Annotated in this window: 35 protein-coding genes and 1 pseudogene; 4 read left to right on the forward strand and 32 right to left on the reverse strand. The window is 67.2% G+C overall.

Annotation, left to right across the window (positions count from 1 at the left end; genetic code table 11):
- Positions 1–6: 6 nt before the first annotated feature.
- The 10 genes from ACO2Q0_RS02630 to ACO2Q0_RS02675 form a co-directional block, all read right to left on the reverse strand.
- Complete coding sequence (locus tag ACO2Q0_RS02630) at positions 7–528, reverse strand: DapH/DapD/GlmU-related protein (protein WP_423349918.1); 522 nt, start codon at positions 526–528, stop codon at positions 7–9.
- Positions 525–836, reverse strand: coding sequence for a hypothetical protein (locus ACO2Q0_RS02635; protein ID WP_423349919.1), 312 nt, complete (start codon positions 834–836; stop codon positions 525–527). The genes ACO2Q0_RS02630 and ACO2Q0_RS02635 overlap by 4 nt, the downstream gene beginning before the upstream one ends.
- A 53-nt stretch (positions 837–889) precedes the next feature.
- Positions 890–1,852, reverse strand: a complete 963-nt coding sequence (locus tag ACO2Q0_RS02640; protein WP_423349920.1) for a major capsid protein — start codon at positions 1,850–1,852, stop codon at positions 890–892.
- A gap of 104 nt (positions 1,853–1,956) precedes the next feature.
- Positions 1,957–2,211 carry a hypothetical protein gene (locus ACO2Q0_RS02645; RefSeq protein WP_423349921.1) on the reverse strand — a complete coding sequence of 85 codons (255 nt, stop codon included), beginning with the start codon at positions 2,209–2,211 and terminating at the stop codon, positions 1,957–1,959.
- Positions 2,212–2,213: 2 nt separating this feature from the next.
- Positions 2,214–3,047 (reverse strand): hypothetical protein, encoded by an 834-nt coding sequence (locus tag ACO2Q0_RS02650; protein ID WP_423349922.1) that lies wholly within the window; start codon positions 3,045–3,047, stop codon positions 2,214–2,216.
- A gap of 79 nt (positions 3,048–3,126) precedes the next feature.
- Entirely contained in the window at positions 3,127–3,708 is a 582-nt protein-coding gene (locus ACO2Q0_RS02655; protein ID WP_423349923.1) for an HNH endonuclease, read from the reverse strand.
- Between the two features lie 106 nt (positions 3,709–3,814).
- A complete protein-coding gene (locus tag ACO2Q0_RS02660; RefSeq protein ID WP_423349924.1) occupies positions 3,815–5,209 on the reverse strand; it encodes a DUF4055 domain-containing protein in 1,395 nt (464 codons plus the stop codon).
- A gap of 13 nt (positions 5,210–5,222) precedes the next feature.
- Entirely contained in the window at positions 5,223–6,488 is a 1,266-nt protein-coding gene (locus ACO2Q0_RS02665) for a PBSX family phage terminase large subunit (RefSeq protein WP_423349925.1), read from the reverse strand.
- Positions 6,460–6,873, reverse strand: coding sequence for a hypothetical protein (locus ACO2Q0_RS02670; protein WP_423349926.1), 414 nt, complete (start codon positions 6,871–6,873; stop codon positions 6,460–6,462). The genes ACO2Q0_RS02665 and ACO2Q0_RS02670 overlap by 29 nt, the downstream gene beginning before the upstream one ends.
- Positions 6,836–7,450: a hypothetical protein gene (locus tag ACO2Q0_RS02675; RefSeq protein WP_423349927.1), complete on the reverse strand. Its 615-nt coding sequence runs from the start codon at positions 7,448–7,450 to the stop codon at positions 6,836–6,838. The genes ACO2Q0_RS02670 and ACO2Q0_RS02675 overlap by 38 nt, the downstream gene beginning before the upstream one ends.
- Before the next feature lie 41 nt (positions 7,451–7,491).
- Here ACO2Q0_RS02675 and ACO2Q0_RS02680 point away from each other — a divergent pair, with 41 nt between their 5' ends.
- Entirely contained in the window at positions 7,492–7,740 is a 249-nt protein-coding gene (locus ACO2Q0_RS02680; RefSeq protein ID WP_423349928.1) for a hypothetical protein, read from the forward strand.
- Between the two features lie 115 nt (positions 7,741–7,855).
- Here ACO2Q0_RS02680 and ACO2Q0_RS02685 read toward each other — a convergent pair whose 3' ends face one another.
- The 19 genes and pseudogenes from ACO2Q0_RS02685 to ACO2Q0_RS02775 all read right to left on the reverse strand — a co-directional run bounded on the left by ACO2Q0_RS02685 (position 7,856) and on the right by ACO2Q0_RS02775 (position 19,139).
- Positions 7,856–8,305 carry an XF1762 family protein gene (locus ACO2Q0_RS02685; protein WP_423349929.1) on the reverse strand — a complete coding sequence of 150 codons (450 nt, stop codon included), beginning with the start codon at positions 8,303–8,305 and terminating at the stop codon, positions 7,856–7,858.
- Between the two features lie 343 nt (positions 8,306–8,648).
- A complete protein-coding gene (locus tag ACO2Q0_RS02690) occupies positions 8,649–9,362 on the reverse strand; it encodes a hypothetical protein (protein WP_423349930.1) in 714 nt (237 codons plus the stop codon).
- Positions 9,363–9,557: 195 nt separating this feature from the next.
- Positions 9,558–9,728 (reverse strand): hypothetical protein, encoded by a 171-nt coding sequence (locus ACO2Q0_RS02695; protein ID WP_423349931.1) that lies wholly within the window; start codon positions 9,726–9,728, stop codon positions 9,558–9,560.
- Entirely contained in the window at positions 9,725–9,985 is a 261-nt protein-coding gene (locus ACO2Q0_RS02700) for a helix-turn-helix domain-containing protein (RefSeq protein WP_423349932.1), read from the reverse strand. The genes ACO2Q0_RS02695 and ACO2Q0_RS02700 overlap by 4 nt, the downstream gene beginning before the upstream one ends.
- A gap of 242 nt (positions 9,986–10,227) precedes the next feature.
- Positions 10,228–12,144: an AAA family ATPase gene (locus ACO2Q0_RS02705; protein WP_423349933.1), complete on the reverse strand. Its 1,917-nt coding sequence runs from the start codon at positions 12,142–12,144 to the stop codon at positions 10,228–10,230.
- Positions 12,141–12,353 (reverse strand): hypothetical protein, encoded by a 213-nt coding sequence (locus ACO2Q0_RS02710; protein WP_423349934.1) that lies wholly within the window; start codon positions 12,351–12,353, stop codon positions 12,141–12,143. The genes ACO2Q0_RS02705 and ACO2Q0_RS02710 overlap by 4 nt, the downstream gene beginning before the upstream one ends.
- A 226-nt stretch (positions 12,354–12,579) precedes the next feature.
- Positions 12,580–12,900 carry a DNA cytosine methyltransferase gene (locus ACO2Q0_RS02715; protein WP_423350515.1) on the reverse strand — a complete coding sequence of 107 codons (321 nt, stop codon included), beginning with the start codon at positions 12,898–12,900 and terminating at the stop codon, positions 12,580–12,582.
- On the reverse strand, positions 12,789–13,259 hold the full coding sequence (locus tag ACO2Q0_RS02720; protein ID WP_423350516.1) for an HNH endonuclease signature motif containing protein: 471 nt from the start codon (positions 13,257–13,259) through the stop codon (positions 12,789–12,791). The genes ACO2Q0_RS02715 and ACO2Q0_RS02720 overlap by 112 nt, the downstream gene beginning before the upstream one ends.
- Before the next feature lie 811 nt (positions 13,260–14,070).
- A pseudogene (locus tag ACO2Q0_RS02725) lies at positions 14,071–14,499 on the reverse strand (DNA cytosine methyltransferase); the annotation flags it as partial.
- A complete protein-coding gene (locus ACO2Q0_RS02730) occupies positions 14,496–14,906 on the reverse strand; it encodes an AsnC family protein (RefSeq protein WP_423349935.1) in 411 nt (136 codons plus the stop codon). The gene ACO2Q0_RS02730 and the pseudogene ACO2Q0_RS02725, both read right to left, overlap by 4 nt.
- Entirely contained in the window at positions 14,903–15,664 is a 762-nt protein-coding gene (locus ACO2Q0_RS02735; protein ID WP_423349936.1) for a DNA-methyltransferase, read from the reverse strand. The genes ACO2Q0_RS02730 and ACO2Q0_RS02735 overlap by 4 nt, the downstream gene beginning before the upstream one ends.
- Positions 15,661–15,828, reverse strand: a complete 168-nt coding sequence (locus ACO2Q0_RS02740; RefSeq protein ID WP_423349937.1) for a hypothetical protein — start codon at positions 15,826–15,828, stop codon at positions 15,661–15,663. Before ACO2Q0_RS02740 ends, ACO2Q0_RS02735 begins: the two co-directional genes overlap by 4 nt.
- On the reverse strand, positions 15,825–16,574 hold the full coding sequence (locus tag ACO2Q0_RS02745; protein WP_423349938.1) for a DUF5131 family protein: 750 nt from the start codon (positions 16,572–16,574) through the stop codon (positions 15,825–15,827). The genes ACO2Q0_RS02740 and ACO2Q0_RS02745 overlap by 4 nt, the downstream gene beginning before the upstream one ends.
- Positions 16,575–16,578: 4 nt before the next feature.
- Entirely contained in the window at positions 16,579–16,782 is a 204-nt protein-coding gene (locus tag ACO2Q0_RS02750; protein ID WP_423349939.1) for a hypothetical protein, read from the reverse strand.
- 2 nt (positions 16,783–16,784) lie between these two features.
- Entirely contained in the window at positions 16,785–17,336 is a 552-nt protein-coding gene (locus tag ACO2Q0_RS02755) for a GcrA family cell cycle regulator (RefSeq protein ID WP_423349940.1), read from the reverse strand.
- Complete coding sequence (locus ACO2Q0_RS02760) at positions 17,333–17,635, reverse strand: hypothetical protein (protein ID WP_423349941.1); 303 nt, start codon at positions 17,633–17,635, stop codon at positions 17,333–17,335. Before ACO2Q0_RS02760 ends, ACO2Q0_RS02755 begins: the two co-directional genes overlap by 4 nt.
- A complete protein-coding gene (locus tag ACO2Q0_RS02765) occupies positions 17,632–18,390 on the reverse strand; it encodes an NUMOD4 motif-containing HNH endonuclease (protein WP_423349942.1) in 759 nt (252 codons plus the stop codon). Before ACO2Q0_RS02765 ends, ACO2Q0_RS02760 begins: the two co-directional genes overlap by 4 nt.
- A gap of 2 nt (positions 18,391–18,392) precedes the next feature.
- Positions 18,393–18,584 (reverse strand): hypothetical protein, encoded by a 192-nt coding sequence (locus ACO2Q0_RS02770; RefSeq protein ID WP_423349943.1) that lies wholly within the window; start codon positions 18,582–18,584, stop codon positions 18,393–18,395.
- Between the two features lie 111 nt (positions 18,585–18,695).
- Complete coding sequence (locus tag ACO2Q0_RS02775; protein ID WP_423349944.1) at positions 18,696–19,139, reverse strand: hypothetical protein; 444 nt, start codon at positions 19,137–19,139, stop codon at positions 18,696–18,698.
- Positions 19,140–19,234: 95 nt separating this feature from the next.
- Between ACO2Q0_RS02775 and ACO2Q0_RS02780 the strand changes: the two genes are divergently transcribed.
- Positions 19,235–19,423: a hypothetical protein gene (locus tag ACO2Q0_RS02780; protein WP_423349945.1), complete on the forward strand. Its 189-nt coding sequence runs from the start codon at positions 19,235–19,237 to the stop codon at positions 19,421–19,423.
- A gap of 237 nt (positions 19,424–19,660) precedes the next feature.
- Positions 19,661–19,894 carry a hypothetical protein gene (locus ACO2Q0_RS02785; RefSeq protein WP_423349946.1) on the forward strand — a complete coding sequence of 78 codons (234 nt, stop codon included), beginning with the start codon at positions 19,661–19,663 and terminating at the stop codon, positions 19,892–19,894.
- Here ACO2Q0_RS02785 and ACO2Q0_RS02790 read toward each other — a convergent pair.
- Genes ACO2Q0_RS02790 through ACO2Q0_RS02800 form a run of 3 tightly spaced genes read right to left on the reverse strand, consistent with a single transcriptional unit; the run spans position 19,845 to position 20,545 of the window.
- The gene (locus tag ACO2Q0_RS02790; protein ID WP_423349947.1) at positions 19,845–20,153 is read right to left on the reverse strand and encodes a hypothetical protein; all 309 of its coding nucleotides are present in this window, start codon (positions 20,151–20,153) and stop codon (positions 19,845–19,847) included. The genes ACO2Q0_RS02785 and ACO2Q0_RS02790 overlap by 50 nt on opposite strands.
- Positions 20,154–20,333 (reverse strand): hypothetical protein, encoded by a 180-nt coding sequence (locus ACO2Q0_RS02795; protein WP_423349948.1) that lies wholly within the window; start codon positions 20,331–20,333, stop codon positions 20,154–20,156. It lies immediately after the preceding gene.
- Positions 20,330–20,545 carry a carph-isopro domain-containing protein gene (locus ACO2Q0_RS02800; protein ID WP_423349949.1) on the reverse strand — a complete coding sequence of 72 codons (216 nt, stop codon included), beginning with the start codon at positions 20,543–20,545 and terminating at the stop codon, positions 20,330–20,332. Before ACO2Q0_RS02800 ends, ACO2Q0_RS02795 begins: the two co-directional genes overlap by 4 nt.
- Before the next feature lie 11 nt (positions 20,546–20,556).
- On the opposite strand from ACO2Q0_RS02800, the gene ACO2Q0_RS02805 reads away from it, so the two are divergent.
- On the forward strand, positions 20,557–21,237 hold the full coding sequence (locus tag ACO2Q0_RS02805) for a LexA family transcriptional regulator (protein ID WP_423349950.1): 681 nt from the start codon (positions 20,557–20,559) through the stop codon (positions 21,235–21,237).
- Positions 21,238–21,242: the final 5 nt, after the last annotated feature.

The following is a 21,242-nucleotide window of genomic DNA, read 5'->3' on the forward strand; positions in this document are numbered from 1 at the left end:
CCGTAATCACGCAGCCCGCATCCGCCGCTTCGTCCAGGCCGGATTGACCGGGACCATGGAGCCGTCTCGCCTGAACAGGTGACCAGCCGGAACGGAGCGATCGGCAACCGCCCCGGCGGCGATGAAGCAGTCGTCCCCGATGCTCACGCCCGGCAGGATCACGGCGCCCGCGCCGATGCCGACCCGGTTTCCGACCTTCACCGCCACGCAACGGCCGTCGCGGAGCATCTCCACATCCCAGCCGGTCTTGTCCGCCCGCGGCCACATATCGTTCGCCAGCGTGACGTTGGGTCCGACGAACACCTCGTCACCCAGGACGAAGCCCGGGCCCATCATCACGCCGCCCGAGATCACGCAGCGATCGCCGAAGCGGGGGCCGTGGAGCATCGCGAAGGGGCTGACCGAACAGTCCTCACCGAGCACCGTCCCGCCCGTCACCGAAGCGAACTGCCAGACCTTGGTCCGCGCGCCGACGGTGGCGTCCTGGACGTGGGCCTTGGGGTGGATGAAGGCGGTATCGTGGATCACGCTGAGGTCTCAGCCGCAGCGATCTTCTCGCGCAGCGTGCCGGCGCCCCAGCCGTGATAAGGCTTCTTGCCCGTCGCGGTCGCGTAGGCTGCTCGCAGGGCGGTGATGTCTTCCGGCGGCGTCATGGCCGCGATCTTTTCCGCCACGTCAGCGGGCGGCGCGGGCGGCGGCTCGACGGCCTCGCACACCGGCTCGGCGACCGTCGGCATGGCCTCTTCGCCATTCGCGATGCGGGTGGCGCGCTCAGTGGAGCAGCCTGCCTCCAGCGCGGCGAAGAACACCTGGCGGATGGTGCGAGGGTCACGCATAGGGTTGTCTCCCAGGATCGGGAGGCGGGTTCACCCGCCTCCCTTGGCCTGCACTAGGCGAGCTTGTGGACGAACCGCACGATGCGGACGTTCTTCGCCTCGTAGACCCGCTCCCAGTTGCCGACCGTGGCCAGCTCGGCGTTGGTCGGGGTGTTCGCGGCCGGCGTGCCGTCCCACTTGATCCCGCGGGGGTGCAGGATGAAGTGACGGCGCGAAACGAGGTACTCCTCGCCGCCGCCGGTCAGGGCGTTGCGCTCGGTCTCCACCGGGACCTTCGGCTGACCCTCGGCGTAGCCGATGGCGCCTTCGCCGAAGAGGTAGGTGGTGTAGGTGCCGCTCGACACCGGCATGCCGTCATCGACGATCACGCGCTTGCCCATGTAGGTGGGGATCTGCTCCGCACCGTCGAACTCGCGGATGAACTCGATGAGGCCCTGCTTCTTCATCAGGCGGTAGGTCGCCGAGTGAACCGCCACCGCCGAGAGGCGGGTTTCGGCGTCACCCAGCTGGCCCAGCGCGTCGATGAAGGCCTCGCCGTCGAACACCGCCGCAGCACCGGACAGGCCGGAGATGTTGAGGGTGTTCACCGCGGGGGACTCCGCAGCCAGGGCGCCCATCGCACCGTTGACGGTGTTGATCAGGCAGGTCTGGAAGCGGCGGGTCCACTTGTCGGCCACCAGCGTCGCGATGGCGTCCATCGGGTCATCGCCGGCGAGAGCGCCGACAAGGTCCTTGGCGCCGTAGACGAGAGCGCGGGCGTTCAGCACGGCCACGTCCTTGTCCGCGGTGATGTTGCCGACGGTCAGGTTGGCACCCGTGGTGAGGATCTGGTCCTCGCCGGCCAGGTCCTGCCAGAACGGCATCTGCACCTTCTGGCCGCCGTCGCCGAGGGTCAGGCCATCGACTTGGCCCACGATGCCGGATTGCCAGAACGCCGACAGTTCGGCGGTGCGCTCGATGACGTAGGGGTTGAAGACTTCGGGGACGATGACGTCCGAGAGAACGGTCGCAGCCATGGGGAATATCTCCTGTGTCTGGCTGATTTCGAGGTGAAGTCAGCCGTGCCACTGGCAGGCTGCAGGTGGAGGTGCGGGCACTACCCGCGGGGGTGAACCGGGCGTCAGGCCTTCGGTTTGGCCTTCGGCTTCTGGTACTTCTTGCGCCACTCGGGCGAACCGAACTTCGGGGCGTCGCCAGCGTTGCGCGACGCCTTCGGCTTGGCGGCTGTCGCCTTGGCTTTCAGGGCAGGCTTCGCAGCGGCGCTCTTGGGCTTCGCCTTCGGGGCGGCCTTGCGGGCAGCGGGTTTCGCCTTCGGGGCAGGCTTGGCGACCCGCTTGGGGACCGCCTTCGCCTTGGGCTTTGGCTTCAGGGCCACGATCAGGCCGCCATCGGTTCGCGGGCACGCGCCGCGGCGTCGAGGTCCTTGAAGCCCGCCGCCTTGGCCAGGCGCTCGGCCTTGGCGCGGTCGGCGGTGATCATGCGGCCCTGCTCGGTCTTGTTCCAGTTGGCCTTGGCGAAGGGGTTGCCCTCGATGCGCCGGCCGTCCGAGCCCTTGCTGTCCAGGCCGGTCGCCTTGGAGACGTACTCCTTGCCGGCGTCCGAGCCCGCCCAGTCGGCGACGAACTTGGAGATGGGGACCTCGCCCATGTCGGTTTCGACCACGGCGACCAGCTGGCCGTCCTCGTCGAGCACCTTCACCTTGCCCAGCGACTTCAGGTAGGGCGCCAGCATCCGCTTGTGCTTCGGGTCGATGTTGGCCTCGTCCATGGCTGCGGTCAGCTGCGCGTCGGTGATGCTGCGCTGGATCAGGCTGTCCTTGGTCTGGACGTCGCCCTGCAGCTTGCTCACCTCGCGCTGGTGCTTCGCTTCCAGGTTGGCGATCTTGCGGTCGTACTGATCCTTGACCCGCTGGACCTGTTCGTCGGCGTCACCGCCTCCGCCGCCCTCGGCGCGGACCTTCAGTTCCTCGTATTGATCGGCATCGAAGTCGTCAGGCAGGCCTTCCAGGCGTCCTTCGGCCGCGGTGAGCTTGTCGGAGAGCTCCGTCTTCTCCCGGCGGACGCGCTCGAGCGCGTTGCGCAGCGCCGTCGTCTCGGGGTGCTCGCGGATGCCCTCGATCTGGAGGACGAAGGCCCCACTTTGCTCGACGTAATGGTCGTGCAGGCTCGCGTCGATCCCGTCTAGGGACTCGACCTTAGCTTTCAAAGCCACTGGCTCTTTCTCCTTGGTTGGGGTGCCCGCACTGCGGGCGAATGACGAGGCGGCACTGCGCCCCGGCTTGCTCGCGTCCCTACTGGACCCAAGCCCAGTTGCGACGGAGATGGATGAGGCTGACCGCCGAGGTAGAGATCCCGAACTGGGCGCCGATCTCAGCTAAGGTTCGCTGCCCCTGAAGGGCGCGGATATGCCGAACGTCCGCCTCGGTTAGCTTCGCGGACTGGTGCTGTTGGCCGCGTCGTCGCGTGCCGTGCACCAGCATGTCTGCTTTGTTTTCCGCGCTCGTCGCCCATCGAAGGTGGCGCGGGTTGACGCAGCCCTCGTGTCCCTTGCCACAGGAGTGGGCGGCCTCGTGGTCGGGAGACGGCGGCGGCCCATGGGCCTGCTCGCACATCCATCGGTGTGCCGCCCAGGCCTGCCCGTCGATCCTTATGACTCCGTAGCCCTTGCTGCGGGTGGCGAATGGCCAAGGCAAGCAATCGTCACCATCGAAGCTGACGTGGGCTCGGAGCCAGTCAAGCGCGGCGCCTTTCGCAGTCGAGCCGCCTTCGGGGTCGCCGTGGTCCTGCCATCGTTCGTAATGCTGACGACACCAGCCGCGCGCTTTGTGCGGCTTGCCGCAGCCTTCAATCGAGCATACCCGAGGGGTAGCCATCCCGACGCGCTCCTATCGCTCGGTTGGTTAGGGTCGGCGTGGGTGTTGGTAGCACCTGCCCGACCCGACTTGTTCTACACCCGTTCTGGCGTCGCGATCCAGCGCATCAGGCCGCTTCCGGAGGCGACACACCCATTGCCGCGGCCTCTTCCTCTTCGCGGCCGATCTCGTCGGTCTCGATGAGCTTCTGTTCGTCTTCCCAGGTGCGGTCCGGGTTCGCGATGCCACCGGCCTGGAGATTCTCGTAAGCCGTCTCGTAGGAGATCAACGCCTTCTCCCAGAGCCCCAGGATCGCGTTCATGCGCTCCGGGGTCATTTCCTGGTCGACGATGGTCTTCGGGGCGCGGACGGTGATCCCCTCGATCTCCGAGTCCGACAGGCCCATCATCGTGCCGACGTGGCGAAGCGACTTCTCCAGCCCCGCTGCGCTGGCCTGGGCGACAGACAGGAGCGAGGCGGTCTCGGCGGCATAGCGGATGCGCCGGGCGTCCCCGCTCTCCTGCGAGCGCCCCCCGCCCTCCATGTTGAACAGCTTGGCGCCGGCGTTCGCCGCGTTCTTGGCCTCGTCCTCGATGGCCTTGCGGTGGGCCTCGATGCCGTTCCCGCTGGGCCCGACGTACTTTGCGTCGGGCGTGAGGTTCTCCGTCCCCATGAGGGAGATGACCACGCCGGCGCCCACCATGCTCGGGCGCTCGCCGTTGATGATCACGAGGGTTTCCTGACCGCTCATATAGAGCGACCAGCGATAGTCCGCCGAGAGCTGGTACATCGCCACAGCCGCCCGGGCGATGCCGATCAGCGGCGGGGCCTCGGGGGTCAGCGACAGGTCGCGCGGCCCGATGACCACGAGCGGGATTTCGTTCAGCGGCTCCCGGCGGGCCGTGGTGGGCTGCGCCGGGTCGGCGATGCGCTCGCCCGCCCCATCGTACCGGGCGCCAACATAGCGCCCACCTTCGATCAGCAGGGCGAGGTATTGATCCCGCTGCGTCCACTGGAAGCCATCGCGGACCAGCCCGCTCTCGTCGAGGACGAACATGGTCCTGTCGTCGGCCCAGTTGATCAGGGCCTCGGCCTGGTAACCGGCCAGCCAAGGCGTGTCGCCCGTCGAAGCCGCATCCGCCAGCACCGCATACCGGCCCGTCGTCAGCACCTCAGCCGTGATGCGTCGGTGGAACGCCTCAAGCGGCAGGCCGTCCGCCGTGGCCCGCTCCCAGATCCCCGCCATGCGGTCGGGCATCTCGATCTTGTGCTCGGCCTGGTGGATGACGCCCACCATCGACTGAACCGCGGGCGCCAGGATCTCCGGGAACCGCGCGCGGGAGCGGTAGGCGCTGTAGAGTGCGTTACCCTCCTTGGTGCGCGACCAGCCGGACGGTCGCGGGAGGTAGCACTCCCCAGCCTCCTTGATCGCCGCCTCCCCGGCCGCGGCGGCGCGCATGAGGCGCCACTCCGGGACCATCTCCTCATAGAGCGGGTGCTTGGTGGCGACGGCTTCAGCCATTCAGCATCCCTCCCTAGATCAGCCCGGCGACCGTCGAGGCCTCGACCTTCACCTCCCTACGCCGGATCATCGGCGCCAGGGCGTAGCGGATCGCGTCGATGTAGTGGTTATGCGCGTCCACGATGTCGGGGAGCACGTCGCCCGAGAGCCGGTCGACCTTGTGGCTGTAGAGCCGGGCTTCCTTGGCCGTCTCGACGCAGCGCGGATGGATCACGATGCGCTTCAGCGAGCGCATGTAGGCGATCCCATCCTCAACCGATCCGGGCCACTTTGTAACCGCCGACGACCTCGGCAGGCCATGTCGCGAGATGTAGTCGATGTTCTCCGGCCGGGCGCTGTCCCAGCGGGTCGGATACTTGGCGAAATCGGGTATCCGCGCAGGAATGAAGGTGGCGTAGGCGTCCAACCCCAGCCCGACCTTGCCCGCCTCGTACTCGACGTAGAGCGTGTCGTCGGCGATCCAGCAGCGAACCGCGGCTGTCGGGTCCTGGGCGAAGCCAAAGTCGCCGCCCTGATATGGACCATCCCAGCCCTGGGCAGGCGTGAACTCTCGAACCTCCCACTTGCCGCCAAGCACCTGACGGTCGGAGTTGGTGAGATACTCGCCCTCCCAGACGTGGGCGTAGGTGTTCGGGTCTAGGCGCTCCTGCTCACGCCGGCGCAGCTCGTCCAGACCAGGCGGAAAGAACGGGTTGTCGCTCCAGTTGACCTGAACGATAGCCGACCGCTCGGGCGGGTTCTTGCGGAAGCGAGCATCGACCGGCGAGCCCGTCCAGCGCCCATCGGCCCCCTTAGTGGCTTCGGTGCGGGGGTTCCAGATCGCCCACAGCTCGGACCTGGGCTGTCGGAACACCGTGGCTTCTAGCGCGAGCCACGAGGCCTCGGGAACGTCTTCGGCTTCCTCAACGATGGTCAGGTCGATCTTGGCGAGCGACCGGATCGTGTTCACCGTGCGGCGCAGGCCGCGGAAGATGAACTCGGTCCCGTTCCAACCGCGCAGGTAGTCCTTCCCCACGTCGTAGGCATCGGCCAGCCAGGGCTCCGACGCGATCGCCGCCTTCAGTTCGGCGTGGAAACTCTCTGAGATCGACTCCTGGAACTCGCGGGCGCAGAGGATGCGAAGCGGCTCCGCATATCCCCAGATCGCCGCCATCTTCGCGGCGGTGAAGCTCTTCGCGCTGCCGCGCCCACCGTACAGACAACGGTACCTGAACGCGCCCCTCGGCGGGGAGAAGACCGGGACCAGCTTCTCAGGAAGCTGGATCTGAGCCGCTGTCATGCGCCGGCCGCACAGGCACGATCTGGATCACGGTGGGCTGAGACATGCTGCCGTCACTCGACGTCAGGTCCAGCTTGTCGCCGTATTTCCGAGCGTTCCACTTTCCAATCAGACGGAGCCGCGTGTCGATGCGGATGCGCTTATCGGCGGGGTCCCCGTCCCCGTCCGCAATGCGGATGCAGTCGTCCGCCATGTAGTGCGTGCCAAGCTCACGCGCGTGCGTGGAGAGCTTGCGGAACTCCTCGTCTTCCCGCTCCCAACGCCACACTGTGCTGAAGTCCGGCATGTGATCGTCGGCGCAGATTCGCGCCAGCGGCTCGCCGTGGGCAAGGCGTCGGACGATTTCCTCAGCGACCTTTGGGGTCCGCTTGGAGGGGCGCGCCATAGCGGCCTCCTTTGATTTTGCCGTAGCCGCCGACTGGCAACCCGTTCTCATCTTCCTCCCTGTCGGGGAGGTTCGCCCAAATGCCGAACACGTCCGGCCTGTCGATTGCCGCCTGCCGGAGAAGCGCTCTCGTCTTGTTTGAGAGCAGTCCGTCTCGTAAGCGCGACTGCATCTCTCGCTTCAGCACCCAGATCCGCCGGAACTCGTCATCGGTCCTAATTTTCTCGACGAGCCTGTGGCCATTTTCGCTGCGAATTTTCGCCGGGCACGACGGTTGGTCGCCGCCATCCGCCAGGTTTAGGATTCGATCTCCGCGCGCCCTTGCCTCCGCGATGAGGCGTCGCTCAGCCTCTCGCCAATCGCCAACGCAGCGCTCTAGCACCACGACGCCCGGCACCTGGCCAGCGTCAAGCACCTTTCGCATCCAGTCGTAGAGTGGCGTGCGGCGGCGGCGGGTCTCGCGAAGGTGGCCGCGGAAGCGGGCCTCTACGCTGTTGGCTTTTCCGATATAGCGGACGGCGCCCGTTTCTGGATCGGTTAGGCCGTAGATGAAAGCGGCCTTGTCGGTCGTGCTCATAAGGATGTAATACAGCGATCCGCGAGGATGTAATACACAAAATGGCCCAGCCGAAGACGCCGCCGATCTCCATTCGACCGTCCGCCGCCTTGCTCGCCGAAGTCGACGAATGGGCGAAGGCGCGAGGTCTGAAGCGGCACGCCGCCCTCTTGGCGCTAATCGACTTCGGTCTCGGCGTCGCATCGAAGCCCTCGCCGCCCGCGGCCAAGCCGGAGGCCAAGCGTAAGGCGGCAACGCCCAAGCCCGAGCCGTTCAAGACCCGGCTCAAGGGCGAGTGGAAGGCTCCCTAGCGCCTCAGGCTGTCCATGTGGCGGAGGGTTCCCCGGTCGTCAGCGTAGAGCCTGCCGTATTGGTAGCTCCAGGTCCGGCCCTTGCGGTCGGTGATGGTGGTGGGGACGAGACCCATCAGGCGGCCAGTTCCCAGAGCATCTTGTCTTCGGTCGGATGCTTGTCGGCGCGCGGCCGGGAGGGGCAATTCCAGCTGCGCCCCTTCACCTCGGCTATCGGAACCCAGCCCGCACCCCGAAGGCTTGCGCCGCTCTCGCGAGCGAGCGTGTAAGTGCCGATCCGCTGGAACCCGAGAGCCATCGCAGCCTTGGCCGCGCAGCCGTATAGGAAGCTGCACGCATCCTTCGTGCCGTCGGTGCAGAGGCGGGTGACCTCAGCCGTGAAGCCGTCATCCCGATGACGCGCCACAGGCCGGCCGACGATGACCACTCCGCAGAGCCGGTCGCCCTCGTAGGCGCCCAGACTGAAGATGTGGCCGACCGGCGGCCTGTGGTGCCTGTGGTGCTCGGCGACGAAAGCCTTGGCCTCTTCCAGCCGCAGGCGGCGATGCTGGAAGCGTCGAGCCATTCGCATCCTCGCTTGTGGGGGAGAGCCGCCCCGCATCCGCGCCCTTGCGGGTGGCGGCGACCACTAGGGCCGTAGGCGACGGGGCGGCTCTGGATGGGCTCGGAGCCCAAGGTGTTCGCCAGGCGCTGCACCGACTGTGGGCGTAGCAAGGCCTGTGGGTGTGTCGGTCGTGGTCTGGCGAAGGTGGAGCCGCTGGTCGCCCAAGGGCTGCGGCGCGATCTGTCAGGCAAAGCTTGCGGCCAAAGAAAAACCCCGACGCGGAGGCCGGGGTTCTTTCAGGCGCGCGAAGCGACCTTGACCACTATGTGCCGTGATTTGCGCGGAAACCGCAAGCCCTTGTTGATCAGGCTCGCACAGCCCCAAGATAGACCCCCGCCAGGTCCAGCGCGAAGCCAAGTTCCACCACCTTCGCCTCGGCCGCGCGGTCGTCACCCTTCGCGAGCTGGCGCACCGTCTCGCCGCGACCCACCACAGCCTCCAGAAGCGTGAACAGGGCGCCGGCCGTGGTGTGGCCGACCGAGCTTTCCATGTGCAGGCGGACACCCTGAACCTCGAACCGGGCGTGCGAGTTCGAAGCCACCGGGTTCGCATCTCCTCCCCCGCCACCGTCAGCCAGGCACGACTTGACCGGCGCGGCGTGGGCGCGTTCGTACTTCTCCCGGAACATCCGGCCCGACTCCACGCGAGCCGCGCTGAACCGCTTTTTGCCGATGAGCCACAGCCAGCCGTCTCGCGTGGCGACGCCACTTTCGGCCTTCGACGTCGGCGCACCACGCGCTTCGGATAGCCGCTCTTGCTCGGCAAGCTGAGCCTGGGTTGCGGCGGCTTCGTCCTTCTCCTCGATCGTGCGCTCGATCTCGATGATCTGCTCACGAGCGTCGATAATCCGGCCGTCGAGCACGGAGCGCTCGGCGCGGGTCAGCTTCGTTCCCAGGCCGCCATAGCGCTTGGGGTCTCCTTCGATCTTCGAGCGGAGCATCCGCAGGATCGCGTCGAGCTGACGGATGGCCAGTTCATCCTTCATGCGGGGGTTCGATTTCAGAGCGGTCTTCGTCATGGTGTGGGCTCTCGGTGATGTGGGGTGGTGTTCAGAGGCCGTCGGCGACGCGTTCGAGGCGCGGGTTCCTGCCAACGAGTGGTCGGTGAAGGCGGTTGCGGATCGCGCCGATGCACCGTTGGGCGTCCCAGGCGGCCTTGCGGATGGCCTCTTGGAAGGCCCGGCGTTGCGAGGGAGGGATGTGATCGACGAGGCTCACGGCTTCGCTCTCGACTGGGGGTTGATGATCTTCTCGGCGGCACGCCACCGACCGCACCAGTGGTCAGGGCGCACGGGGGTCGGGTCGGGACCCTCGCGACAGGCCAGCCGGTCAGGCTCGCCCATCTCGTCGCGGGCCCATTCGCAGGTCTCACAAGAGCGGGTCATGCGGCGCCTCCCGAGAGCCGCGCCTCGTGGCGTTGAACGGCGTGCCGGACGGTTGTGCGGTCCCAGCCGCCGAGGAGTTGTCCGACGCGCGCCGGGCTGATCCGCCGGGTGGCGCACATCCGCCACATCAGCTCCTGACGGGGCCAGGTGACGCGGCGCGACCGGCTGCGGGACAGCAGTTGGTCGACGGTGATGCCGTGCTTGGCGGCGATCTCGGCCGCCTCCTCCCGCCACGGCCGATGGCGCCGGGGCGGCACGGGAACGAGGCCGCGGTAGAGCGACAGATACCGACCGTCGAGGTCGCAGAGGTTGCCCCCGATCGCGCGTTCGGCTGACCCGGAACTGTGAGTCTGGGGTAGAGGGTTACAAACCCTTCGGGGGTTTGTAACCTCTTGTATAGGTTTGAGATTATAACTCCGCGCGAGGGCGCTCTCGCACGAGGAGACCCCGTTACGCGGTGTTACCGTGACGTTGGCGTGACGCTCGTAACGCTCCCGGTTCATAGGTGGCGCATCCCCTTCTCGGTGACCCAGAGCCACCGGTCATGGCGCCCGATCAGATCGGCTCGCCACAGGGCGTCACCATCGCGGCTCAGCGCCGTTCGGATTGCGCCGGGCTCCTTTCCGGCGCCGCAGACCATCTTGTAGAGGTCGCGGAAGTGGTCCCAGTCGACGCCCCACTGGCTGTCCCCTGGGATCTGCCCGCCGTACTGGGCAATCGCCGCGCTCAGCACCTTCAGGAAGTTGGCCTGGCCCTTCGGCAGGTATCGGACGCCGGCCCGCTCCGTCTCGACCTGGGCGGGGGTGACCACACACGAGGTGATCTCCTTGCCGTCGTCATAGGTCCCCACAGTTACGGGGTGCAGCTCGAATCCCAGCCTCAGACCATCCTCGCCGTCCTTCAGCTTCACCAGGCGGGCGGTTCTGACTTTGCTCTCTTCGTCCTTGGTCACCTCTATGGCTGTGTCGATGTTCGCTCGGAGGCTGGTGTGCCCCCGTTCGCGGTCACCTGCAGCGTTCTTGTGGTGGACCCACATGAGCGCGGCGCCGGTGGCCTTGTTGATGGCTTCGCCCGCGCGGATCAGGCGGGACATATCCTCGGAGGCGTTCTCATTGGCGCCGGGAGAGGCCGTGCTGAACGTGTCGATGACGATCAACGACAGGGGTTCGGGCATGGCCGCCCGCCACGCCAGGCACTCCGCAAGGAAGGCCTCAAGGTCGCCCTCCTCTTCCTCCGGCTTGGCGAACAGGTTGACCCGCTCGGGCAACAGGACGAACGGCACGTCACCGGTGACGCTGTGTTCCTGGCGATAGGCCTTCAGGCGCTTGACCAGCCCCTTTCCACCCTCCCCGGCCTGATAGAGCACCGCGCCCCGACGGGTCTTCTTGCCAAGGAACGGCACGCCGCGGGCGATGCTCAGGCCCATCTCGACGGTGAGGAACGACTTCCCCGAACCGGAGGCGCCGTAGACCATACCCACGTCGCCGCAGAAGATCAGGTCTTCCACGAGCCAGTCCTGTTTGATCGACACGCCGTCGATGTCGTTGAACGCGATCGCGCCGAACCGGCTCTTGGGCGGTTCAGGGGCCCAGACCTTCGACTGGCGCTCCTGAAGCTCTAGGAGCTGTTCCCGGTCGCCGCCCATCGCGAGCCAGTCCGAGAGGTCGCCCTTGGGGCCGAGGTCCGGAAGCTCGAGATAGCGCACCCGCCCCGCGACGCCGCGGAGGGCGGCGGAGACGACGCCGACATGGTTCCGCCCTGCGGTGTCATTGTGCGGGAGGATCACGACGTCCGCGCCGCGGAAGTGCTCGGTGAGTTCGGCCGGCCATTTGCCCGCCCCGCCCGCGTTGCAGGTGGTGGCTAGGCCTTCCTTCGCGCCATTCAGGGCGTCTTTCTCGCCCTCGACGACATAGACCGTCTCGCCTCGTGCGATGGCAGCCTGCAGTTCGTGAAGCCGGAACGGCACCTGACGCACGCCCCTGACAGACCAGGACCAGCCGCCCGCTCCGTCGGGGCAGCGTTGGCGGAAGTCCTTCGGCTCCATCCGGCAGACCTGGAACAGGACTTCGCCGTTCTCATCGACATAGTCGTAGGTCTCGACGATGCGGCCTTTGCCCTTGGGCTTCTCGGCCTTGGGCGGCTCGCGCTCTTCAAAGTGGGCGCCGACCTCCTTTCGGAGCCAGTCGATCGCGTCCTTGCCCTTGTGGCCCGTCTCGCGCTCCAACAGCGCCAGGACGCCACCGCCGGCTTCGGCCTCGTGGTCGTAGAAGGACCCCTTGTCGAGATCGACGGACACCGACCCGCGCGAGCCGAAGCGCAGCTCCCGCCCCGTGGACAGGTGCTTGTTCGGATCGCCCAGCAGTTTGCGGGCGACCGCTTCCATGTGCTCGCTGAAGGGGTCGGCTTCGCGGATCACGCTGCGGCGCTCTTCTCTTGGAGGACTTGCAGGATCGCTTGGCCGACCTCCGCTTCGGAGGCCTCGGACAGGGCGAGGCGAATGGCATTGCGGGCGATCATCAGGGCGGCGGAGCGCCGGCCTTCAGTCGTCTCGCCGTATTTGCGGGCGCCGATGCTGACCATGCGATGCGCCAGCCAGGTCTCGTCGCGGTTCGGTTGTTCGCTCATGCGCCAACTGTCCCCCGCTTCGACCTACGTGCGGTGGGGATGACTGCGCCGTGCCTGTGGAATACTTGGTGATTTCGCGAAAACTGGGGACGCGGAGACACCGCGCCCACCGCAGGGAGCCCGTGAGCAAGGTTGGCAGCTGGCAATGGCCCGCCGACCGAACGTGACAGGTCCCGGGAGTCCCTCAGAACCCTGTCCTTCAGGTCTTCTCGTAGGGCGAGGGACATTAGGCGGCCCTCGCTTCACTGGCGCGGAGCTGGGCATCGATGCGGCGGCCGATCCAGGCCACGACCGGCACGGCCCAGGAGTTGCCAAGGCCCTTGTAGCGTGGGCCGTCAGGGGCCATGCCCTTGCGCCAGGGGATCAGGGTGTAGTCGTCGGGGAAGCCCATCAAACGCTCACACTCCCTTGGGGTGAGACGTCTGACTGCGGAGGTCAGCGGTGCTGATTGACCTTCACGACGTTCGGGTCGCCATGCCGTTTGAAGCGCTGATAGTGCTTCTCGCAGAAGCCCAAGCCCTTCACTGGAGCGCCACAGACCGAGCAGGAACCGCGCTGGCGATGCTCCTTGATGTGACAACTCCGACAGATGCGCACCAAGTTCGACCGCGAGCCGTTCTGGTGGTTGCCATCCTTGTGGTGGACGTCCGACGCGTCCGGCTTGCCACAGACGCTGCACGGGCCCGGTGGAACCTCTTTCCGGGCGTGATGGTGCGTGGTCGCCCAACTCGTCCCGCTGGTCGGACGCGCGTCGAAGGCCGCCGCCATGCACTTCTGGTCGCAGAACTTCCGCCGGCCAAAGTGCAGCAAGGACTCCAAGGCCCCACTCGGAATACGCTTCCGGGCCAACAGCTTCCCGCAGTGCTCGCAGTGCTTGATCGGGTCCGGTTTGCGAGGCATTGGCATGGCTCACACCGTACATGGTTTCAGCGGTTGACGCCATGGCTACGGCACCCGGCCCCTTGGCTTTCACAGTCTGGGCAACGTCCTCCAAGATGCCCAGACCGGAGCGCTCGCCGGGCGTTCCGCCAGCGCCTTCGCCACTGCGGTCCAGTGCATCTCGCGTGATCCCGAACGCCAGCACGCCGATGGTGTGCCCATCCGTATCGAGCGGGCCGCTCTGATCACCATACTGGATCACGTCCGACTGTCGCGCGTCGAAGGCGTGCGCGATCGCGTGGGAAGACCCTTCCCGAAGAGTGAACATGGGCGAGCCGGGCTCTCCGATAGCCGATCCGTCCCGAGAGCCGCGCCGGTCGGTTCGACCCTTGGCCCCATCAAGGATCGGGATCACGCTTTCGCCGATGTCGTCTCGGCTCCAGTCACCGGCTGAGGCCCCGATGGTTCCGGCCACCAGGTTCTCGGCTGTGTCCGCGTCTAGTCGATAGCCGCTGCCGCCTGGAGAGCCTGCTGCAATGGGGGCGGCAACGCCTTCCCCCGCTTCTCGGCGCGACGCAGGATGCCCCGACACGCCGCCCCGCTCAAAAAGTACCGCCGCGGGATCGATCCGGTCTCCAAGATCCGCGACAACGAACACGCGCTTGCGTCGTTGGGCGAGTCCGAAGTGTTGAGCGTCGAGAACCCGCCAAGCCGCCCGTGCCCGTGGCCCGGCAACCATACCCGCACTCGGCCACCGTCCCCCGTGGTCGAGTCCCTCAAGGGGACCATCTGCGCCGACAAGGCCTCCCAGGAAACAGCCGAAGGCGTTGTCCTTGGTGTTGAGGACGCCGGGGACGTTTTCCCAGAGGACGATGGGGGCAGGTAGGCCGAGGGATCGTCGAAGAGCGTGTGTTGCATGGACCTGCCTGATGAACTCGAGGGTGAGGTTCCCGCGGGCGTCGGAAAGGGATTGACGCGCGCCGGCGACAGAGAAGGCCTGGCAAGGCGTGCCGCCGCAGATCACGTCGGGGGCGGTAATGCCGAACCGGCGGAAGTGGCGCGGGCGCAAGGCGGTGAAGTCGCCCCACAGCGGGACCTGACCGTCGCCCTTCGGGCGGCGCACGTCATAGGCGCCGTGGCGTTGCTCCAGCAGCGCGCGCGGAAACGCCTCGATCTCCGAGAAGAAGGCGGGCTCCCAGCCGAGCGGCTTGAAGGCCTGCGAGGCGGCTTCAATCCCGGAGCAGTATGAGCCGAAGGTGATGGTCACGCCGCCTCATCCCCGAAGATGCTGGATTGCTGGTGGCGCCGTTGGTGCGCCTGGATCTGCTGGTGCTGCCGCTCACGGTACGAGAGGTGGGCTGCAGGCTGGGCGGTGAAGCCGGTCGCCTGCTCGTAGGCCCCGAGGCCCGTCGCCAGAGCCGGCGGACAGACCGTCACGCCCTTCTGCTGAAGGTGGAGCTGGATCAGCTCAGCGTCGGTCTTGCCGACCAGGGCCAGCTTGCGCTTCTCGGCGTCGGTCAGAGGCTTGGTGGCCGTGAGGCCAAGGTTACGCCAGCGGCGGCGGACAGCATCCGCCGAGCGGCCGATCTTCCGGCCGATCTCAGCCGCGCTCAGCTTGCCCCGGTTGGCGAGGAGGACCGCATCCTCCTCCTTGGTGAAGGGGGAGTTGCTCATGCGGCCTCCCCATCGAACATGGAGCCCTGGACCGGCTTGGGCGGGGGCTCGTCGAACAGGCGCGGCTGGCGGTAGGCTTCCTCGATCCGGCGGCAGGCGATGTCGAAATACGCCGGCTCCATCTCACATCCGACGAAGGCTCGCCCGGACCGAACCGCCGCCACGCCGGTTGTTCCACTACCGGTAAACGGGTCTAGAACGACGCTACCGGGAGCAACCCACTGGTCGATTATGTGACCGACCTGATCTACCGGACGCGGGCACGGATGGCCCTTCTCGATGTTCTGAGGCGTTGCGACGACCGGCGCCGTGTTGGCGATGTGGAAGTCTCGGCTGGCCGTGCCCGCCGCCCACGGCTTGGCGCCAGGCGTCCACCACGCCACGACGGGATCATAAGCATACTGCATTGCCGTCGGCCGCATCTGGACAAAGTTCTTAGCGGCAACGAACAGGCGCCAGTCGCGCGGGAACCACTCGCCGAAGTGTCGGATGTGCGGCCCTGCTTGCCATACAAAGACAGGCGCGCCAGCGGGTAGCAGTCTCTCGGCCGCCTCGATGATCGACCACAGCCACACGCCGTAGCCGCCCTCGTAGGCCTCGGGCCGATCGTCGTGGCTGGCGTACTTGAAGCCAACGCCAAACGGCGGGTCCGTCACAACCGCGTCCACCTTGCCGAGCGTCGGCAGGATGTCCCGGCAGTCGCCCAGGTACAGCGTGGCGTCGCCGATAATCTCTTTGCGGGTCCAGGGCTCGCTCATGGCCGCTCCGCCTTCTCGCCGCGGATCACGACCCGGTCGCCCTCCTCCATCTTCTCCTGGGAGATTCCGGAGTGGCCTTGGCGGGTGACGATGGTGAAGGTGCCGTCGATGCGCTCGAAGCAGCGGAGGACATAGTCCGGCTTGGCCGAGATGCGGGAGGTCATGCGGCCACCTTCGGGCGGTCGAAGTAGGTCTCGCCGTCAAGGGTGTGGCCGCCCTTGTCCTTGCCGCGGCCGCCGACCTGCTTGAAGTTGAAGACGCGGCCCAGCTCGGCCGACTGGCGCTTCAGCGAGCGGGCCCAGTCGAGATCCATCGGGCGCGCGTTCTTGCCGCTCTCACCGCCCACGATGATCCAGTCCGGCGCAAAGCGATCGAGGATCACCGGGCCGAGCAGAGGCTCGAAGCTGCCGAACGTGAAGAGCGCCCCCAGCTCGCGAGCGGCGTCAAACAGCTTCAGCCGGTCGCGGTCATAGTCGGCCTGATCTCCGAAGGTGGAGCCCAGCGCGGCATTCGGCGGAAGGCCGCCAGCCTCGCGCGCCATCTCGACGGCGTTTCCGATCCGCTTGGAGAGGTAGAGCATGATGAGGTTCGGGCACTTCCGCGCCTCATCGAAGGCGTCCCGACGCCACTCCGGCGGGACCTTGTTGTCCCAAATGTCGCCCAGGCTCAGTGAGAAGACGAGCCGGCGCACGCCCGCGCGCTCGGCCGCAGCGTTCCACTTGCGGAGATTGGCCCAGGTCGCATCCGAAGTGCGGACGCGCTCGCCATGCGGCCCCCAGACGACGCGCCCATAGCGCACGTCCATCAGCTCCTCGGCATAGCAGAAGTCACAGGGGGCGCCGACCTTCTGGCACCCGATCCACGGATTCCAGGTGTGGTCAGCCCATTCGATTTTCGTTTCAGCGCCCATAGGGTCAGACGCCTCCTTCGGGGTGGATGGGGTTCTTGTGGGCGTTGATGGCCGCCTCAGCCGCGCCGGCCGCGAGGGCTCGCAGTCCGTCCTCGCCCGTGATCCGCAGGACCGCGCCGAGGTGGTGGATCACCGCGTCACGATGGGCGACCAGGGTTGCCCCGGTGACGGCCCCGCGTTCGATGGCGGCTTGGACGGCGGCTTCCATGGTCAGGCCGCCCAGCGACGCATGGCCCGCACGAACTGGGCGGGGGTGTACTTCTTCGCGTGCTTGTTCCGGGCCATCTCGCGATGGACGAGGCAGTTGCGGGGGCCTTCCTCGGGGGCGGGCTGGCCGCAGCAGAGGGTGTCGGCCCCTTCCCCGCCGACCGGCCAGGCGCACTGGTTCCAGGTGCGCGAGGTGAACGGCACCGGCTCCGTACCCGGCAGCGGGGAGAAGGCTTCCGTCCGGTCGACCACCACACGGGGCGGCGGAGCTTCGGCAACCTCGAAGACCGTCCCGTTGCCGGCGACGGCCAGGCGGGGCTTGGTCGGCTTCGGCTTGGGCTTGCGGACACCCGGCTTAGCGGGGTGGTAGGCCTTCAGGCGCTGCGGCGCCGAGGCTTTGCCCCCACCGATGGGGCCGAGGCCCATGCGGTTGCATTTCCCGATCACGGCGTTGCGCGAGAACTCGCCCAGGGCCCGCGCGATCTGGCTGGCCGACCGGCCTTCCTTGTGGAGCGCCTTCAGCAACTCCACGCGCTCAGGGGTCCAGGCTGTCATGCTGCACGCTCCGTCACCCGCCAGCGGATCGCCGTGCGGTTGGGGCTGCGCGCCGGACCGCGAAGGCCGCTGTCCTCGATCAGATGGAGGGCCTGAAGTTCGCTCGTGCGAGGCTGGCACGTCTCAAACGGGAGCTTGAGGTACTGCGCCACCTCCCAGGAGGTCATCGGCCGCACGCGAAGCGCGGCGAGAACCTGGGCCTGGATCGTCTTCACGCAGGGCTTCAGAGCCTCGGCGGCCTCGATCGACGTGGAGACGCCGCGATGGCCGGCAGACGAGGGGTATGAAGCGCCGCTCATGCCGCCACGTCCCGCCAGGCCTTGCCTGACTTCACGTTCTTCGCCGTTGTGTAGCTGACGCCAACCTCGCGAGCGGCGCAGCGGGCGGACATTCCGCTCGCCAGACACCGCTTCAGCCGATGGATCACGGGAATGCGCTGACGCCGGTACTCGGCCGACTGCGCATTCGGATGGCTGTCGCCGATCAGGTGGGTCCCGTGGATACGCTTGTCTGCAGCGTTCTCCGTCGGGGTAGCCCAGCGCAGGTTCTTGTAGTGGCAGTTGGACTTGACGCCATCGCCATGCGCGACCTCCCGACCCACTTCGAAGCCGTCCACGAAGTGCTGGGCGACGAGTCGATGGACGTGAATGTGGCGTTGGACGTCACAGCCCTCATCGTTCGTGCGGAGGCAGACCCGGAAGTAACCGTACTCATCCGGCAGGGGCTTAAGGAGCGTGCCGACCTTCGCCGTCATCGCCAGGACCCGGCCGTGGTCCGAGACGTAGTAGCTCGGATAGCCTTCGATCTGCCGCCAGCGCTCGCCGGCCAGGGCAATGAGGGGTGGGAACTCACCGAAGCGCGCCGGGTCTCGGCGGAGGCCGAGCTTGAAGACGCGCAGCTTCACGGCAGGCTTCCCGCGTCCGAGGCGCTTGGCGATCATCTCCATCGGCATCCCGATGGCGTAGAGCTCGGCGAGCGCGTTCACCTCGGCGGACGACCAAACGGTCGATTTCACCGCCTCGTCGCCGAAGATGCTGTGCTGGGCGGAGGGCATGGTCAGCGGCCCTTGCGCGCATTGAACCGCTGCACCTGGCGGCTGATCGGCGGCGCCGGCGTGTTGCGGTAGAACTCGGCGTTGGCGCGAACCTTCGCAGCGAGACGCGCAGCGGCGCGTTCGGCGCCAGTGCGGCCGGGGAACTCGTAAGCTTGGCCGTCGGGTTTCTGCGCGAGCGAGGCTTTGCGGGGCATCGAAGCCCTCCCCTATCTGTGCGGTCCTGGTGCTTGGGGCTGGACCGCTAGGCCCCTCAGTCGAGATGCTTTCCGCCTCGCGCTCTTGGGGCGCGGGTGCGGGGGTAGTCGTCAGACCGCCTTGAGGCGGGGCTGCAGGCGTTGCTCGGCGTTGCGGCGGAGGGCGCGGATGCGCTCAAGCGCGTCGGCCGCTTCCCGCTCTTCCCTCGCGAGACGTTCGATCTCCGAGGCAGACCACTCGCCGTCCGCTTCGGCCTCACGCGCAACTCGCTGCACGTCCATGGCCTTCTCGGCGAAGTCGCAGGCGGCATCCCTGAGGTCGCCAGTGGCGCGGGGCGGATCAAAGCGCCCGGCCAGGGCGGACGAGTAGATCGGGCGCCCGCAGTAGATTTCGAGGTCCGCGATGACGTCGGCCGCCATGAACAGCGGGTCGTGCGGGGTCTGGTAGGCCGACAGCTTGGACTTGCTCACCCGGCAGGCGAGCGAAGCCTCTTCCAGGCCTCCGCAGGCTTCGATGAGGGAGCGGGCCAGCCGCGCGTGCTCACGGGGGGTCATTGCGATGTTCCGGGGGTGTTCCGGCTCAGCTTTCCCGTGACGGGTTGCAGGCCGCGCGTAAAAGGTGCGCCCATCGCAGAAGCGAGGGACTGGGCGTGGACGAGCTGGACGAAGTCGACAGGCTGCTGGGCGTGATGCTCGGCGAGGCGGTCCTGGCCGCGGCCTACCGGACGCACATCCGGCGCGACCCGGCGGTTGCGGCGGGCTTCGGAAAGCTCGCTGAGAAGCACCTGGACAACGTGAAGCGGCTGGCGGTCGAAGTGGCCGCAGCCCTGAAACCGTGACGAAGGAAGGCGACCGCTGGCCGGACGCTCAATACGGCCAGCGGTCGAAGGTTCGCGCGCCAGAGTGGCCCTCTGATCGGTGCGCGCGGGTCGGATGGCCCCGCCGGCCGGGGAGGTCTTCGGCCGGCGGGGCTCTGCGCACCGACGGGGGGGGCGGTTGGCGCGCAGATGGCGATTGTCGCTATGGCTCGGGTGTGCTCCGGTGACGCTGTTCATCGACAGCGGGAGCGCGGGGGAATGGCGGGGATCGAACTTGCTCGGGTGGACTACGGCCGAAGCGCCGAAACGGGCGCCGCAACGGTGCTCATCACCTTTGCGGTCGACACGGGCCAGATGCCCGATCCGGTGGTTCAGAACTTCAAGGTCGAAGTCTTCGGCTTGGCGAGCGGGGATGTGGCGGAAGACGTCGCCGTGGCGCGCGCTACGCTGCATCGGGTCCTCCGCAGTCTTGGGGAGGAACCTTCGGAATAGCGCCCTTGAGCGTGCGGGGCTCGCCGCCGGCCAGCGGGTGGAAGGCAACGCCATGGACGCTGCCATCCACGCCCTTCCAGTGCTCGGTGTCGGCGGGCTCAGGCCGCACCGCCCCAGCCAGGAGGTCGGCGGCAATGGCGAGCAACTCGCCAAGCTCACCGGCCGCCGCGAACGACGCGCCCTTACAGCGCTCGGCCACGGTGAGGTACAGCGCTGCGTCGAGCGCGTCCTTGGGGTCTTGGGACATGGGGGTTTCCATCTAGGCGGCCTCCCCATCGGGCGGGTTGTGGTCGCCCAGGATGAGGTCGGCGCGAGCATCGAAATCGACACAGCAGCTCGCTGCGCACCGCTTGGCCGCGATGCGATCAAGCACGGTGATGATGGCTGCTGCGTAGCCGCACAGGCCGCCAATCATGCCGAAGAGGTCCAGGGCGCTCATGCTGCAGCGCCTTGTTGGTCAGAGACCACGCGAGCGAGTTCCGGCGAGAGTTCCTCGAGCGTGGTGCAGCCGGCCGCGATCAGTGCGGCCCAGCGGTCATGAGGGATCGCCCCCCGCTGCGCCCACGAACGAACCGTGTGAACGCTTACGCCAAGGCTGTCCGCCAGCACCTGGGGCCCAGCTTCTTTGATGATTTGCTCGTGTGTCCGCATCGGGGGCCATGATGCATTCTGCACTACAGGAAGGCAAGTGCCTTTTGCATCACTCTCGCCGCTACTCTGTCGCGGTGCAGGGGCCGGGGGACAGACTCAAGCAGGCGCGGGAGCGTCGCTTTGCGACCGCCAAGGAGGCGGCCGAGGCGATGAATGTGCCCGTCTCCTCGTACATTCAGCACGAGAACGGCTTGCGGGGCTTCCGCGCCGACAAGGCGAAACAATACGCCGATTTCTTCAGGGTGACGCCAGAGTGGCTGCTCTACGGCCGCGAAGGCCCGAAGCCGCCGACCATAACCGCGCGTCCGTCACGCGGCTATGTGCCCCTCGTTGGCTACGTTGGAGCGGGCGCCGAGGCGCATTACTACGCGAGCGCAGACGAGGGGCTTGGAGAGGTTGAAGCGCCAGACAATGCCACGCCCCAGACAGTCGCTGTAGAAATTCGTGGAACGAGCCTCGGGCCGCTATTTGAGAGCTGGCTGGTCTTTTATGACGAGGTCCGCTCACCAGTCACACCAGACATGTACGGGCGTCTCTGCGTCGTGGGTCTGCCCGACGGGCGCGTCCTCGTGAAGCGAATACGCCCAGCGCGCACGCCAGGCGTCTACCATCTGGAATCGAACACCGAACCCACCATGCCCGACGAGGAGGTCGTGTGGGCTGCGCGGGTTAAGAGCATGACGCCGAGATAGAGGGG

The sequence above is a fragment of the Phenylobacterium sp. VNQ135 genome, assembly GCF_049445735.1.
Classification (GTDB): Bacteria; Pseudomonadota; Alphaproteobacteria; order Caulobacterales; family Caulobacteraceae; genus Phenylobacterium.

Bases quoted from the DNA above. Each gene is read 5' to 3' on its own strand.
- ACO2Q0_RS02635 (WP_423349919.1), bottom strand. From the start codon at position 836: ATGCGTGACCCTCGCACCATCCGCCAGGTGTTCTTCGCCGCGCTGGAG.
- ACO2Q0_RS02640 (WP_423349920.1), bottom strand. From the start codon at position 1,852: ATGGCTGCGACCGTTCTCTCGGACGTCATCGTCCCCGAAGTCTTCAAC.
- ACO2Q0_RS02655 (WP_423349923.1), bottom strand. From the start codon at position 3,708: ATGGCTACCCCTCGGGTATGCTCGATTGAAGGCTGCGGCAAGCCGCAC.
- ACO2Q0_RS02660 (WP_423349924.1), bottom strand. From the start codon at position 5,209: ATGGCTGAAGCCGTCGCCACCAAGCACCCGCTCTATGAGGAGATGGTC.
- ACO2Q0_RS02665 (WP_423349925.1), bottom strand. From the start codon at position 6,488: ATGACAGCGGCTCAGATCCAGCTTCCTGAGAAGCTGGTCCCGGTCTTC.
- ACO2Q0_RS02670 (WP_423349926.1), bottom strand. From the start codon at position 6,873: ATGGCGCGCCCCTCCAAGCGGACCCCAAAGGTCGCTGAGGAAATCGTC.
- ACO2Q0_RS02675 (WP_423349927.1), bottom strand. From the start codon at position 7,450: ATGAGCACGACCGACAAGGCCGCTTTCATCTACGGCCTAACCGATCCA.
- ACO2Q0_RS02680 (WP_423349928.1), top strand. From the start codon at position 7,492: ATGGCCCAGCCGAAGACGCCGCCGATCTCCATTCGACCGTCCGCCGCC.
- ACO2Q0_RS02685 (WP_423349929.1), bottom strand. From the start codon at position 8,305: ATGGCTCGACGCTTCCAGCATCGCCGCCTGCGGCTGGAAGAGGCCAAG.
- ACO2Q0_RS02690 (WP_423349930.1), bottom strand. From the start codon at position 9,362: ATGACGAAGACCGCTCTGAAATCGAACCCCCGCATGAAGGATGAACTG.
- ACO2Q0_RS02695 (WP_423349931.1), bottom strand. From the start codon at position 9,728: ATGACCCGCTCTTGTGAGACCTGCGAATGGGCCCGCGACGAGATGGGC.
- ACO2Q0_RS02710 (WP_423349934.1), bottom strand. From the start codon at position 12,353: ATGAGCGAACAACCGAACCGCGACGAGACCTGGCTGGCGCATCGCATG.
- ACO2Q0_RS02720 (WP_423350516.1), bottom strand. From the start codon at position 13,259: ATGCCAATGCCTCGCAAACCGGACCCGATCAAGCACTGCGAGCACTGC.
- ACO2Q0_RS02730 (WP_423349935.1), bottom strand. From the start codon at position 14,906: ATGAGCAACTCCCCCTTCACCAAGGAGGAGGATGCGGTCCTCCTCGCC.
- ACO2Q0_RS02735 (WP_423349936.1), bottom strand. From the start codon at position 15,664: ATGAGCGAGCCCTGGACCCGCAAAGAGATTATCGGCGACGCCACGCTG.
- ACO2Q0_RS02740 (WP_423349937.1), bottom strand. From the start codon at position 15,828: ATGACCTCCCGCATCTCGGCCAAGCCGGACTATGTCCTCCGCTGCTTC.
- ACO2Q0_RS02745 (WP_423349938.1), bottom strand. From the start codon at position 16,574: ATGGGCGCTGAAACGAAAATCGAATGGGCTGACCACACCTGGAATCCG.
- ACO2Q0_RS02750 (WP_423349939.1), bottom strand. From the start codon at position 16,782: ATGGAAGCCGCCGTCCAAGCCGCCATCGAACGCGGGGCCGTCACCGGG.
- ACO2Q0_RS02755 (WP_423349940.1), bottom strand. From the start codon at position 17,336: ATGACAGCCTGGACCCCTGAGCGCGTGGAGTTGCTGAAGGCGCTCCAC.
- ACO2Q0_RS02760 (WP_423349941.1), bottom strand. From the start codon at position 17,635: ATGAGCGGCGCTTCATACCCCTCGTCTGCCGGCCATCGCGGCGTCTCC.
- ACO2Q0_RS02765 (WP_423349942.1), bottom strand. From the start codon at position 18,390: ATGCCCTCCGCCCAGCACAGCATCTTCGGCGACGAGGCGGTGAAATCG.
- ACO2Q0_RS02770 (WP_423349943.1), bottom strand. From the start codon at position 18,584: ATGCCCCGCAAAGCCTCGCTCGCGCAGAAACCCGACGGCCAAGCTTAC.
- ACO2Q0_RS02775 (WP_423349944.1), bottom strand. From the start codon at position 19,139: ATGACCCCCCGTGAGCACGCGCGGCTGGCCCGCTCCCTCATCGAAGCC.
- ACO2Q0_RS02785 (WP_423349946.1), top strand. From the start codon at position 19,661: ATGGCGGGGATCGAACTTGCTCGGGTGGACTACGGCCGAAGCGCCGAA.
- ACO2Q0_RS02790 (WP_423349947.1), bottom strand. From the start codon at position 20,153: ATGGAAACCCCCATGTCCCAAGACCCCAAGGACGCGCTCGACGCAGCG.
- ACO2Q0_RS02795 (WP_423349948.1), bottom strand. From the start codon at position 20,333: ATGAGCGCCCTGGACCTCTTCGGCATGATTGGCGGCCTGTGCGGCTAC.
- ACO2Q0_RS02800 (WP_423349949.1), bottom strand. From the start codon at position 20,545: ATGCGGACACACGAGCAAATCATCAAAGAAGCTGGGCCCCAGGTGCTG.
- ACO2Q0_RS02805 (WP_423349950.1), top strand. From the start codon at position 20,557: ATGCATTCTGCACTACAGGAAGGCAAGTGCCTTTTGCATCACTCTCGC.